The 13,530-nt window shown below is 70.6% G+C and carries 9 protein-coding genes; 5 read left to right on the plus strand and 4 right to left on the minus strand.

Annotated elements, in window-relative coordinates; all coding sequences use genetic code 11:
- Positions 1-377 precede the first annotated feature (377 nt).
- A complete protein-coding gene (locus tag WME97_RS28925) occupies positions 378-3,008 on the plus strand; it encodes a LamG-like jellyroll fold domain-containing protein (RefSeq protein WP_437542114.1) in 2,631 nt (876 codons plus the stop codon).
- 96 nt (positions 3,009-3,104) lie between these two features.
- Here WME97_RS28925 and WME97_RS28930 read toward each other — a convergent pair whose 3' ends face one another.
- The 4 genes from WME97_RS28930 to WME97_RS28945 form a co-directional block, all read right to left on the minus strand.
- Entirely contained in the window at positions 3,105-3,920 is an 816-nt protein-coding gene (locus tag WME97_RS28930; RefSeq protein WP_437542116.1) for an arylamine N-acetyltransferase family protein, read from the minus strand.
- Positions 3,921-4,021: 101 nt separating this feature from the next.
- Positions 4,022-5,092 carry a type IV pilus twitching motility protein PilT gene (locus WME97_RS28935; protein ID WP_437542118.1) on the minus strand — a complete coding sequence of 357 codons (1,071 nt, stop codon included), beginning with the start codon at positions 5,090-5,092 and terminating at the stop codon, positions 4,022-4,024.
- A gap of 1 nt (position 5,093) precedes the next feature.
- Positions 5,094-6,938 (minus strand): type IV pilus twitching motility protein PilT, encoded by a 1,845-nt coding sequence (locus WME97_RS28940; RefSeq protein WP_437542120.1) that lies wholly within the window; start codon positions 6,936-6,938, stop codon positions 5,094-5,096.
- A gap of 220 nt (positions 6,939-7,158) precedes the next feature.
- A complete protein-coding gene (locus tag WME97_RS28945) occupies positions 7,159-7,677 on the minus strand; it encodes a hypothetical protein (protein ID WP_437542122.1) in 519 nt (172 codons plus the stop codon).
- A gap of 1,003 nt (positions 7,678-8,680) precedes the next feature.
- Between WME97_RS28945 and WME97_RS28950 the strand changes: the two genes are divergently transcribed.
- The 4 genes from WME97_RS28950 to WME97_RS28965 all read left to right on the plus strand — a co-directional run bounded on the left by WME97_RS28950 (position 8,681) and on the right by WME97_RS28965 (position 13,483).
- Positions 8,681-9,442: a class I SAM-dependent methyltransferase gene (locus WME97_RS28950; RefSeq protein ID WP_437542124.1), complete on the plus strand. Its 762-nt coding sequence runs from the start codon at positions 8,681-8,683 to the stop codon at positions 9,440-9,442.
- 100 nt (positions 9,443-9,542) lie between these two features.
- Positions 9,543-9,779 (plus strand): hypothetical protein, encoded by a 237-nt coding sequence (locus WME97_RS28955; RefSeq protein WP_437542125.1) that lies wholly within the window; start codon positions 9,543-9,545, stop codon positions 9,777-9,779.
- 206 nt (positions 9,780-9,985) lie between these two features.
- Complete coding sequence (gene ilvD, locus WME97_RS28960) at positions 9,986-11,902, plus strand: dihydroxy-acid dehydratase (RefSeq protein ID WP_437542127.1); 1,917 nt, start codon at positions 9,986-9,988, stop codon at positions 11,900-11,902.
- Between the two features lie 219 nt (positions 11,903-12,121).
- Positions 12,122-13,483, plus strand: a complete 1,362-nt coding sequence (locus WME97_RS28965) for a formylglycine-generating enzyme family protein (RefSeq protein WP_437542129.1) — start codon at positions 12,122-12,124, stop codon at positions 13,481-13,483.
- Positions 13,484-13,530 lie beyond the last annotated feature (47 nt).

The raw sequence follows: 13,530 nt of genomic DNA on the forward strand, positions 1-13,530 counted from the left end.
ACGACGTGCGACGGGCGTGCGGCAGCGAGAAGGAACCTTGTTGTCCCCCTTTGCCGCGCGCCGCCGCGCACCATTCGGACGCGTCGGAAGCGTGCTTGTTTGATCTCGAGCACCCGCCTGGGGTCGCAAAATGGGTGTGCCAGATGTGCCAGTGTCGGAGCCCGCCGACACGCCCAGGCACGCTGGGTGCGACGCAACAAGGCGAAAATCACGATCTGGGGCCGGGCATATCAATTGCCAAACGGGTGCTCCGCACCAGCGCCCAAACCCGGACAGCCCGGTCGGGTCAGACAGACGCCTGTTCGCGTCGCCGGACGCAGCTCGAGCTGCGGCCGGATGGCGCTCGTGCAGTCAACTCTTACCCAACGAGAACGCAGATGCGGAACCTCTCCTTCGGCTTCGCCCATCCTCTCTCAATCAAAACCAGCTCGGCCGCGATCCTCGCCCTGCTCGCCTCGGGCGCCGCGTGCGGAAGCTATGACGTCGATGAAGGTTCACTCAACGATGCAGAACTAGCCCTCGAGGCGGCGGCCAGCGGGCCGGGCGCCGTCTCCGGCGTCGGCACCGGCGTCGGCGCGACCGGGACCGGCGGCTTCGGCAGCAGCTCGGTCGCCACCTCCACCACCGGCGTCGGCGGCGACCCCGCCACCACCGGCGTCGGCAGCAGCGTCGTCGCCAGCTCCACCGGCGTCGGCACCGGCGGCTTCGGCAGCAGCTCGGTCACCACCACCGGCGTCGGCGGCGGCGCCGGCGTCGGCGGCGGCGACCCCGCCACCACCGGCGTCGGCGGCGGCAACCCCGACGATCCGCCCCCCGGGGGGCCGCCGGCCGTCGGCTTCTGGCAGCTCGACGACTGCAACGCCGCGACGACGGCGCTGTTCGACTCGTCGGGCAACGGCAACACGGCCACCCGCTCGGCCAACGCGGCGTGCGCTCAAGGGATCAGCGGCCTCGGCGTCGCCTTCAACAACGACAACGACAAGATCCTTGTCGACGACGACGCCAGCTTCACGTTCGGACAGAACCTCGCCGTCGCCGCGTGGGTCAAGCCGACCGCGGTGTCGGGGTCGACGCCGCGGACCATCGTGCAGGAGAAGGGCGGCGGAGAGACGAGCTTCTCGCTCGACATCCGGAACAGCCAGGCGCGGTTCACCGTGACCTTGACCAACGGGCGGACGGTCACCTCCCGCGCCCCCATCCAGGCCAACGTGTGGACCCACGTCGCGGGGATCTACGACGGCACATTCGTGCGGCTCTTCCTGAACGGCCAGCAGGTCGGTCAGATCAGCGCGGCAGGCACGCTCCACGACATCGACGCGCCCATCCGCATCGGCAACAACGTGCAGAAGGAGCGCTTCACCGGCGTGCTCGACGAGGTCTGGCTCTCCGCCTCACCGACGACCGCCTTCGAGATCGCCCAGCTCTCCTGCCTCAGGCGCCCCGCGACGGCCGTCGTCACGCCGGAGAGCAGCGGCCAGGTCGCCCCGAACACGCCGGTGGCGTACCAGATCGCCGTCACCAACAACGATGTCGGCTCGTGCGCGGGCCGCGACTACTTCCTCGACATCTTCAGCCCCTCGGGGGGCATCGACGTCTCCGCCAATCCCTCCTTCTTCCCCGGCGTCCTGCCCGGGAGCACGGCGACGTTCCCCGTCACCGTCACCGGCACCGAGGACGCGGATCCCGGCGCCCACGCGATCCCCTTCTCCGTGATCGACTTCAACTCGTCCGAGTTCATCGTCGCCTCCGGGGCCCTCGACTTCGAGCTGACCGAGCCGACGGGGTGCTTCGTCCGGACGAGCCGGGAGATCTTCGTGAAAGACCTCAGCGTGGTCGAGGATCCCGTCCGCACGACGTTCAATGGACCGCCGGGCGACCCCCGCACCGGCGCATGGACGTTCGCGCGCCTGATGGAGGACATGGCGCCCACGCCCGCCGACGCGCCGGCCATGGTCGAGGAGCTCTTCAGCACCTGGCTGACCGATCAGACCGTGAACGGCTTCACCGTGCCGGCGCGCACGGCGATTCAGCAGGTCGTGCTCGACGAGTGGCCGAGGAGCCCTGACGGGTCGCTCGACCTGCAGCAGGCGCCGCTCTTGCTGCTCGGCATCGTCAACAGGATCGACGTGCGCAACCTCGCCGAAGGCCACGCCGGCGAAGGGAGGTTCGTGTTCGGCGTCGTCAGCCAGGGCTTCCCGCAGGAGTTCACCGTGATCCTGGAGTACAAGCTCCCCGCGTCGACCGAGGCCGACGTGCTCGACTGGGCGAACGACTGGCACGCCCTCGGCAGCCTGCCCTTCCCCTCCGAGGCGTACAACGCGGCGCTCCAGGACATCACCACGCGGTTCGCAGGCCGGAACGCCGCGCCCGGCAAGCCGAACGGGAGCTCGCTCGGGCAGCTCCGCACGAACGAGATCGCGCTCGCGGGGCCGTGGGAGCTGCGCGAGTTCGTCCTCTCGCCCGACACGGGCTTCCTGCGGCCGGAGACCGTCAAGCTGACGCCGGATCTCGGCTTCGACGGATCGCCCACGCTCGCCGACTTCGTGAACCAGAACGAGGCCTCGATCATCGCGGAGCAGCACACGGTGCCCGACACGTTCCAGGGGAACCCGTTCCTCGGCGGCTCGTCGTTCAACAACCTCACGGCCTGGATCGCTCCTGGCATCCTCAACAACGAGGCGCGGCACAAGTTCTCGCTCAACACCTGCAATGGGTGCCACGGCTCGCAGGAGACCGGGACGGGGTTCCTGCACGTGAACCCGAGGTCACCCGGGAACGAGGCGTCGCTGTCGGGTTTCATGACAGGGATCACCGTCGGTGACCCGGTGAGCGGTGAGCCGCGCACCTTGAACGATCTGAGGCGCCGGAACCAGGATCTGACGGCGCTGGTCTGCGAGCCTGCCCCGACCTTCGCGGCGCTCAGGGCCGCGCCGACAGGCGGCGCGGCGGCCGGCGCGGCCGCGAGCCGATCGGCGTTCATCCGCCGCGGCATCGGGCGCGTCCACTGATCCGGTAGCGCCCCGGCGCGAGGGGCGGCGGGCGCGGCCGGCGAGCCGCGCCCGCCCGGCCTCCCGAGCAGGACCCGAGGGGGACGCGCGGTTTCTTCAGCTATCGAGGCCCGCGCAGGAGATCCGCGTCCCGGCCGGGAGCTCCAGCCCGAATCGCTCTCTCAGGACGTCGAGGAGCGCGTCGTCGCGCACCGAGACGCGCTCGACGCCGTCCACCCGCCAAAACCCCAGCTCGCGGTTGCGCAGCGTCACCCGGCCTTCCGGCGACGGGAGCGCCACGATGAGGTTGTTCACGAACAGCGAGCTCGGGTGCGTGGACGTGTAATGGTTCGCCACCTCGTAGTCGATCGGGAGGTGCTCCTCGAGCGTGAACGCATAGACGTCCTGCCACGCCTCGCCCGCCCTGGAGGCGAGCACCCATGACGAGCCCTCCCGGCGCAGGCCGATCACGTCGAGCACCCGCGCGTGCCCCTCGCCCTCGACGAGCGCGAGCGGCTGCAAGAGCCCCGGACCGCCGAAGCCGACGTCCGCGATGAACGGCCCCTCGGGCAGCTCGACAAGCGACAGCATGTGAGATCGAGGGCCCGTGTCGCTGCGCTGGAACCGCACCCGCGCGATGAGCGTCGTGAGCTTGAATCCGAGCCGGCGCAGCACCGCGGCGAACAGCGTGTTGTGCTCGAAGCAATAGCCGCCGCGGCGCGCCCTGACGAGCTTCTCCTGGACGCTGGCCAGGTCGAGGCGGATCGGCCGGCCGAGCAGGACGTCGAGGTTCTCGAAAGGGATGGAGTAGACGTGCGCCGCGTGAAGCGCGTCGAGGACCTCCCGCGTGGCGGCGAGCGCGCCGCGGTAGCCGATGCGGGCGAGATAAGCGTCGAGGTCGAGCGATGCGCTGTCCTGTGTGGAAGGTTGCATTGGATCGGTCCGGCGAGGATACGCGGCCCCTCGCTCGACCGTCAACGCACCGGTCAGCACATCGACGGCGGTGGAGCGCGTCTCCGCGGCTCGACTCTGCGTCACGCCCCCTGCGCGTCGGGGAAGAGCTTCTGGAAGCTGTCCTTGTCGATCGCCTTCTCCAGCGCCGCCTGGACCGAGATGGTGTCCTTCTTGACGAGCCGCTCCAGCGCCATGTCCATCGTCTGCATGCCGGCGGAGCGGCCCGCCTGCATCAGGTTCGTGATCTGGAACGTCTTGCCCTCGCGGATCATCGCGGAGAGCGCGCTCGATCCGACGAGGATCTCGTGCGCGGCGACGCGGCCCGTGCCGTCCTTCGTGCGGAGCAGCTGCTGGGCGATGATCGCGGCGAGGCTCTCGGCGAGCATGCCGCGGACCTGGAGCTGCTCGTCGGCGGGAAACGCGTTGATGATACGGTCGATCGTCGCGGCGGCGCTGTTCGTGTGGACGGTGCCGAAGACGAGGACACCGAAGCTCGCGAGCTGCAAGGCGAGCTTCATGGTCTCGTTGGTCCGGAGCTCGCCGATCAGGATCACGTCGGCGTCCTCGCGCCCGGCGCTGCGGATCGCGCTCGCGAAGCTGCCCGCGTCGGGGCCGACCTCGCGGTGCGTGATCTGCGCCTTGATGGGGCTGTGCACGAACTCGACCGGATCCTCGATCGTGAGGACATGGCACGCGCGCGAGCGGTTGATGTGATCGATCATCGCCGCGAGCGTCGTGGACTTGCCGGAGCCGGTCGGCCCCGTGATCAAGATGAGCCCGCTCGTCCGCTCGGACAGCCGGCGGGCGATCTCGGGGCATCCGAGATCGTCGAGCGAGAGGATCTTGCTCGGGATGGTGCGGAAGACGGCCGCCAGCCCGGTGGTCTTGTAGAAGTAGTTCGCGCGGAAACGGGCCTTGTCCGCGTAGGAATAGGCGAAGTCGAGATCGAGATCGTCGGCGATCCGCCGCGTCTCCTCGGGGGTCGTGATCTCGAAGAGGAGCGCCTCCATCTCGGCCGTGTCGAGGGGCGTGTCGCGCAGGGCGATGAGCTCGCCTCGGGCGCGCACGAGCGGCGGGTAGCCGATGCCGAGGTGCAGGTCGCTGCCCTTCCTGGAGAGCAGCTCGTCGAAGAGGCGATCGATCCGGGCCACGTTACGCTCCCTTCTTCCCGAAGAGCGCGCCCGCGCGCTCGAAGAGGCCCTTGCCCGCCTCGATGGACGCGGACCTGGACGCGTCGGGCGCGGGGGCGGGCGGCCGCCTGTCGGGCGTGAGCATGGGCTGCCGCCTGCCGGCGAGGACGGCCTCGAGCTCGTCGGGGGCCTCCGCCACCTTGAGCGCGGCCTCGAGCGTGGTCTTGCCGGCGCGGACGAGCTCGGCCAGTGAGTCGTCCAGGCGGATGATCCCGAGGCCCTTCCCCCGCTGCTGGAGGCTCGGTATCTGGAACGTCTTGGAGTCGCGGATCAGGTTCCAGAGCGGGACGGAGCCGGGCAGGACCTCGGCGGCGGCGACCATGCGCTTGCCGCCCTCGCTCGGCAGGAGCCGCTGGCTGACGATGAGCCGGAGGCCGCCCGCGAGGGTGACGCGCACCTGCTGCTGATCGCCGGGCGGGAAGAGATCGATCAGCCGATCGATGGTCTTCGCCGCGCTCGGGGTGTTCATGGTGCCGAGGACGAGGTGGCCAGTCTCGCTCGCGGCCAGCGCCATGCGGACCGTCGCCGTGTCCCTGAGCTCGCCGACGACGATGACGTCGGGGTCCTCGCGCAGCGAGGCCTTGAGGGCGTTCTCGAAGGAGCGGGTGTGCGTGCCGACCTCGCGCTGGCTGATCATCGCCTTGCCGCGCGCATGGACGAACTCGACGGGATCCTCGACCGTGATGATGTGATGGCTGGTCTCGCGGTTCAGGATGTCGACGATCGCGGTGAGCGTCGTGGTCTTGCCGTGGCCCGTCGGCCCGGTGATCACGATGAGGCCCTGGTGGTGGCGGGTGGCGAGCCCGATGGCGTCGGGCAGGCCGAGCGACGCGAGGGTCGGGATGGTGCGCGCTATCAGCCGGAACGAGCCCTTGTACCCCTGCCGGTGGCGCGAGATGTTCACCCGGAAGCGGCCGAGCGCGCCGAGCTCCATGGCGAAATCGCAGGAGCCCTCGACCTCGAGCACCTGCGAGAGGCGCGGCGGGACGCGCGGCAGGAGGAGGGACTCGACGGCCGCCGGGTCGAGCGGCTCGCCGTGCGGCATCAGCTCGCCCGCCACGCGCAGGAGCGGCGGGCGGCCGGCGACGAGGTGCAGATCGCTCGCGCCCTGATCGCGCGCCATGGCGAGCAGCCCGTCGAGCGCTGCCGCCGGCATCTCGGTGGAGGAGGACCGCGCGCGCCCGCCCGCGGCGGCCACGCGCGCGGCGGCGCGGGGCTCCGGGGACGGCGATGACGGGCGGGCAGCCGGCGCGGCGCGCTCGGCGGCCGACGCATCGTCGGCGCGCGCCTCGAAGCGGGCCACCGAGGGCCGGCTGGCGCGGGGCTCTGCAGGCGGCGGCGGAGAGCGGAGGTCGAGCGCGACCTCCGAGGAGCTCGTGCGCTTCGCCTCCTGCTCGCGCGGCGGTGGGCGCTGCCCCTCCTCCGGCGCGAGGTGCTCCCGCATGGAAAGCTGCTGCGAGGGGCGCGCGGGAGGCGCGGCGGCCGACGTCCCCGACGCGGCGGACGACTGCATCCGCGTCATCCGGGCGTGCACGAGGTCGCCCTGGCGCGCGGCGACGACGGAGATGGCCCCGATGCCCTCGATGCGGATGTGCCACTGCGACGGCTTCGCGCCGAGGGCCTCGAGGTGGCGGCCGCCGCCGAGCGCGCTGAGGAGCATGAGGATGTCCTCCGTGGAGAGGGCGCCGGGATCGACGGCCTGGAAGGCGCCCGAGACCTTGACGCTGGGCATGCGCCCGGTGGCCACGGCGAACTCTGTCACCTCGGGGCGGTTCAGTTGCGAGAGCCAGGATCGAAGGGCGTTCATCGTCGTCGCTCGTCTCCGCAAGCCGACTCTATCAACGATGAGGCGCCGCGTTTCAAAATGTGGTGCAACGGCGGCGACATTCGGCCGCGGCGACCCGCGCCGCGCGGCCCCGCGCCGACTCCCTCCCACCGTCCCCGCTCGCGGCGACCGCGCGGTCCTCCTCGGAGCGGTGCGACCCGGCTCACGCCCGCGGCGAGCTCCGCCGCGACGCGGCCCCGGGCTACTGGATCGCGAGCTTGAGCCGAGCGCCCTTCACGAAGTGGCCAGGCGTCTTGCCCTTCTCGCCGGGAGGCGCCTGCTGCTCCGAGTCGATGGTGAGCTGCATGTTGCCGGTCGACTCGATCTTCTTCATGGTCACCCTGGCGATCTCGACCCATTTCGTGGATCTCGGTCCGCCTGGGTCCTCGACCTTGCGGAAGAGCACCGCCTTGGTCCCCGCGGCGACCGGCTTCTCGGTGGTGGAGACGAGCGGCAGCAGGGTCGCGACCTTCCCCGCGCGCGAGACCAGCCTGCCATAGACCTCCACGGAGAAGGTGTCCCACTCGCCCGCGCCGGGGGCCGAGGCGGGCTCTGCCGTAGGCGCGCTCTCCGCGCCGACAGCCGCCGCCGGCGGAGCCTGCCGCGGCGTGGGGGGGTGCTCTGCCGAGGCCGCGATCGGCGTGGCGGAGAGGAGCGCGGCCGCGCCCGCGGCGACGAGCGATCGCGAGCACCTGGAGAGCCAATCACCAACCGTCTTCATGCACCACGCTCCTTCGCTACTTCGACGCGATCCCACGACCCGCGCGAACTACGCAGGCTCGCAAACACCGCAGTTACAAAACTTCTCATCGTGACGCAAACTGACACCTTCCGCAACTCATTTCTCGATCTCGACGTCGTCTGCTCGTCTGCTCGTCTGCTCGTCTGCTCTCCGGTCATGGGCCGTTCGTCACACGCTCAGTCACATTCACACTCACACGCTCAGTCACATTCACATCCGTCATCGTCGCGGGTGACCCGGCGCGGCCCGCGTCACCGGCGCCCGGCTGTGCTCTCTCCGGCGTCTCTCCCGCGCGCCGCGCAGCTTCACCTGCATCGTCGGCGGCTCGTCAGCTTGTCTCCGCCCTGAGCGCTCGGGCGCGCCTCGCTCAGATTCCGGTGCTGGCCGCCTCGGCGAGGCCGACCGGGCTCCGGCTGCGCGGCGCACGAGGACTGCGGCGCGGCTCGCCCGAGCTCACCTGGTCATCTGGCTTGCCTGTCGTTCTGGCTCGCCCGTCGTTCCGGCTGCCTGGTCGCCCGGCGTGACCGCCTGCCTGGGCTCTCCGGCTCGCCTCGCTGGTTCTCCGACAGGTCCATCAGCGCGCTTCGCGAGGCGCGCTCTCGAAGAGCGAAACATCCACGCGAGCGACAGGCTGGCTCGGTCCAAGCCCGCCGTACCTCATTCTCACCCGTCCGACGAAGCCAGCTGCGCACAGCGACGCGATCTCTCCCTCTCCAACCTCGCTCCGGGAACCTTCCCGGTGCCTTCCAACACCGCCGACCCGAAAATCAATGTCGGAGTAAGAGTCGCGTTTCAACCAAGATATCATGTCTTCGTCAAAGCAGAGCAGAAATTTTCGGACGCAGTCGATTCTGGTGCGCCCGCGTGCGTGCGTGTGTGACGCGCGCCGGCGCAGGCATGCGCCGATCTGTCCATGCGTGCCGCCGCAGGCATGCGGCGGCGGGCCCTGCCGCTGTAGGATGGCCGCGGAGGAACAGAGCCCATGCCCACGGTCGCCGATCACTACGACAAGCTCCTCGCCGAGCACTATTCAAGGATGTTCGGGGATCACGACGCCAAGGTCGCCGAGCAGCGGGCGCTGTTCGAGCGGCTCGGCCTGCGCGCGGGCTCGTCCGGCGGTATGTCCGGCGGCTCTCCCGAGGCCATCGACCTCGGGTGCGGCTCCGGCTTTCAGTCCATCGCGCTGGCGCAGCTCGGGTTCAGGGTGACGGCCGTGGACACCTCGGACAGGCTGCTCGCCGAGCTCGAGGCGCGCCGCGGGCCGCTCGCCGTCGAGATCGTGAGAGGGGATCTCCTTGACGCGCTGGAGCGCTCGGACACCCCCTGCGCGCTCGCCGTGTGCATGGGCGACACGCTCCCCCACCTCGGCAGCAAGTCGGACGTGGAGCGGATGTTCGCCGGCTGCGCCCGGAGACTCGCGCCCGGCGGCCACCTCGCGCTCACGTTCCGCGACCTCACCCGCGACCTCGAAGGCGTCGACCGGTTCATCCCAGTCCACGACTCCGCGGATGTGATCATGACCTGTTTCCTCGAGTACGAACCCGAGACCGTCAAGGTGCACGACCTCGTTCACACGCGCGGCCGAGAGGACGGCCGGTGGACGCTGTCAGCGAGCTTCTATCGCAAGCTGCGCCTCTCCCCCGACTGGGTCTGCGACAGGCTCGACGCGGCAGGACTCCGCGTCATCCATCGCGAGATCGCGCGCGGCCTCGTCACGCTCGTCACGCTCGCCGCGCGCTCCTGAGCTGACGTGGGCCGGGATACGAACACCGATTCAAATACCTCCTATGGATGTTGATGGCGCGGGCGACGCGGCGCTAACTTGATATGGGAGGATGTGACCCATGTCCGAGAGAGCGAGTCAGACAGGCACGAACGACGCCGGGCAAGCTGCGGTCGTCAACCGGCCGTCGCGGGATGAGGTCCAGGACCTGCGGCGAGAACGAGACGAGGCGCGCCAGCTCCTGGCGACGCTGGTCGTGGCGCTCAAGCGCGCGACGTTCCGGCACGGCAGCTACATCGACGGGCTGGGGGCCGCGATGGTCGCCGTGGATCGGTGGTCCAAGCCGCGAGGCCGATGATCGAAGGGCCGGCCCCGGGCTGCGGTGACGCCCGGAGTCGCGGCCCATGCCCCGACAGACCTTCTGCGCGCCGCCTTGGCCGCTCGAACGACGTCGCCGCCCGTGGACGCAGCGCGCGGCGGTGGACGCAGCGGGCGCGGCGGTACCCTGGCGCCGGCCCCGCCTGCCGGCTAGGCGCGAAGGCCGGAACGGAGTAGGTTCCCGGCATGGCCGGATACCGCAGTCGTACATCCACCCAGGGGCGCAACATGGCAGGGGCGCGCGCGTTGTGGCGCGCCACCGGCATGAAGGACGCGGACTTCGAGAAGCCGATCGTCGCCATCGCCAACAGCTTCACGCAGTTCGTTCCGGGGCACGTCCACCTCCACGACGTCGGGCAGCGGGCGAAGAAGGTCATCGACGCCGCGGGCGGGTGGGGCGTCGAGTTCAACACCATCGCCATCGACGACGGCATCGCGATGGGCCACGCCGGCATGCTGTACTCGCTGCCGAGCCGGGAGCTCATCGCCGACAGCGTCGAGTACATGGTGAACGCGCACTGCGCCGACGCGCTCTTGTGCATCTCGAACTGCGACAAGATCACGCCCGGCATGCTCCTCGCCGCCATGCGGCTCAACATCCCGACCGTCTTCGTGTCGGGCGGCCCGATGGAGGCGGGCAAGCTCGTCGGGACCCACGACCGCGACGGCAAGCCGCTCATCCGGAAGCTCGACCTCATCGATCCGATGATCGCCGCGAGCGACGACAAGGTGACCGACGCGGATCTCGCCGCGATGGAGCGGTCCGCGTGCCCGACCTGCGGCTCGTGCTCCGGCATGTTCACGGCCAACAGCATGAACTGCCTCAACGAGGCGCTCGGCCTCGCGCTGCCCGGCAACGGCACGCTGCTCGCGACGCACGCGGCGCGCTGGGATCTCTTCGAGGCGGCGGCGAAGCGCGTCGTCGCGCTCGCGCAGCGGCACTACGTCGACGGCGACGCCTCGGTGCTGCCGCGGAGCATCGCGACGTTCGAGGCGTTCGAGAACGCGATGGCGCTCGACATCGCGATGGGCGGCTCGACGAACACGGTGCTCCACATCCTGGCGGTCGCCCGCGAGGCGCAGGTGGACTTCAAGATGGCGGACATCGACCGGATGTCGCGCAGGGTGCCCAACATCTGCAAGGTCGCGCCGTCGTCGCATCACCACGTCGAGGACGTGCACCGCGCGGGCGGCGTGCTGACGATCCTCGGCGAGCTCGACCGCGCGGGGCTCATCCACCGGCAGGTGGGCACGGTCCACACGGGCACGCTGGGCGAGGCCATCGACGAGAACGACATCCGCCGCCCCACGGCGACGGCCGCCGCGAAGAAGCGCTCGCTCGCCGCGCCGGGCGGCGTGCCGACCACGGTCGCGTTCTCGCAAGACAAGTACTTCGCCGACACCGACGATGACGCCCAGAAGGGCTGCATCCGCGACGTCGACAACGCGTACAGCCGCGAAGGCGGGCTCGCCGTGCTCTACGGCAACATCGCGGTGGACGGCTGCATCGTGAAGACCGCCGGCGTCGATCCCGAGATCTGGAAGTTCGAGGGGCCCGCGCGGGTGTTCCACTCGCAGGAGGCGGCGTGCGACGCGATCTGGGACAACCAGATCCGCTCGGGCGACGTTGTCGTGATCGTCTACGAGGGGCCGAAGGGCGGCCCCGGCATGCAGGAGATGCTCTATCCGACGTCGTTCCTGAAGGGGAAGGGCCTCGGGAAGGCGTGCGCCCTCATCACCGACGGCCGGTTCAGCGGCGGGACGTCGGGCCTGAGCATCGGGCACGTCTCGCCCGAGGCGGCCGAAGGCGGCACCATCGGGCTCATCGAGGAGGGCGACCGCATCCGGATCGACATCCCCGCCCGGACGATCGATGTCCTCGTCAGCGAGGCGGAGCTCGATCGCCGCCGCAGCGCCGCCGAGGCGCGCGGCGCCGATGCGTTCAGGCCGAACCGCGACCGGAAGGTCTCCCCTGCCCTGCGGGCTTACGCGCTGATGGCCACGAGCGCCGCCAACGGCGCTGTCCGCGACGTCGGCCAGATCGAGCCGAGCCGGCGCGCCGGGGACGGCGCGACCGCGACCACCCCCGCGCAGCGCAAGTAACGGAGCTCCAGCCGCCGAGCCGCGCAGGCGAGGCGCGAACGAGGCGCGGACGAGGCCCCAGCGCACGCAGCGCGGCGGCCGCCGTCGCTGGAACGGGTGGCCACCGCCCCGGCCACCCGGCACGTTGCTGCGCCCGGCGCAGGCCGGGCGCTGCAACGCTGCGGGCCGGTACGGCATCCACCACGACGGGGGTGCACCCGGTCGCGTATGATGCCGTACATGAGAAAATTGGCGCTCGTCGTGGCCACCGCTCTCGTCTCGGGTTGCAGCCCGAAGGTGCGTGATTTCACCGGTGACCACGACGTGGGGAGCGGTGGAAGCGGGGCAGGCGGCACCAGCAGCACCACCACCAGCAGCAGTGACGCGACAACCAGCAGCGGCGTCAGCAGCGGCGCCAGCAGCAGCAGCGGCGCCAGCAGCAGCAGCAGCAGCAGCGGCGGTGCGACGGATGGCTGCGTCGACCCGGTGGAGGACTGCCCGCCAGCGCAGAGCGCCTGCATGGAAGCGGTGTGCAGCGAGGGTGAGTGTGCGGAGCGGCCGAGGCCGGCGCGGACCCCCTGCGGGGCAGACGGCAGCGCGGAGTGTGATGGAACCGGGGACTGCGTGACGTGCGCGGGCGGCGTGCAGTGCGAGTGCGGGGAGCCGGGTTGCCCGAACACGTGCGGATCGACGGACGTGATGGTCATGCCTCCGAGCTGCGCGGGGGGCAGGCCGGGCGCCGGGGACAGCTGCGGGCCGGGCGACGCGAGCTGCTGCGGCAACAGGATGGTCCCCTGTGGCACTTTCCTGAGGGGCTACGACGGGACGCCGAGCACAGACGACGCGTTCCCCGCGGCCGTCAGCGACTTCCGCCTGGACAAGTACGAGATCACGGTCGGGCGATTCCGGGCCTTCGTGGATGCCGGGCAGGGCGTGCAGGAGAGCCCGCCGGCCATCGGGGCTGGCCGGCACCCCCACGTCAGCGGCAGCGGGTGGATCGCGGGGTGGAACTCGCGGCTCGCGCCGAACACCGCGGGGCTCCGGGCGGCGCTGCAGTGCAACGGCGATCGACTCTGGACGTGGACCGACGCCGCCGGGTCGAACGAGGAGCTGCCGATCAATTGCATCACCTGGTTCGAGGCGTTCGCGTTCTGCGCGTGGGACGGCGGCCGCCTGCCCTCCGAGGCGGAGTGGAACTATGCGGCTGCCGGTGGCGACGAGCATCGACCTTACCCCTGGGGCTCCGGGATCGACGGCGATCGCGCCTCCTACAACTGCACGGGGGATGGAAGCGCCGCGGGGGCTTGCGCGCTGAGCGACATCCTGCCGGTCGGGTCGAAGCCGCGCGGCGACGGGCGATGGGGGCACTCGGATCTGGCAGGGAATCTCTGGGAGTGGACGATGGACTGGTGGCGGGATGCGCTCCCCACGCCGTGCATCGACTGCGTGCATCGCGTGGACGGCGATCGCGACGCGACGCGGGTCACCCGCGGCGGGAGCTACCGCGCGCCGGCGACGGACGTGCGCGCAGGCAACCGCGACTGGAGTCATCCCACCGATCGCGTCAACAACATCGGCGCCCGCTGCGCACGCGGCATGTAGCTGAGGTGGGCGGAAACCGCTGTGGATCGGACGTCGCGGGACATCAC

This window comes from Sorangium sp. So ce367, from assembly GCF_051520455.1.
GTDB classification, from domain to species: domain Bacteria; phylum Myxococcota_A; class Polyangia; order Polyangiales; family Polyangiaceae; genus Sorangium; species Sorangium cellulosum_B.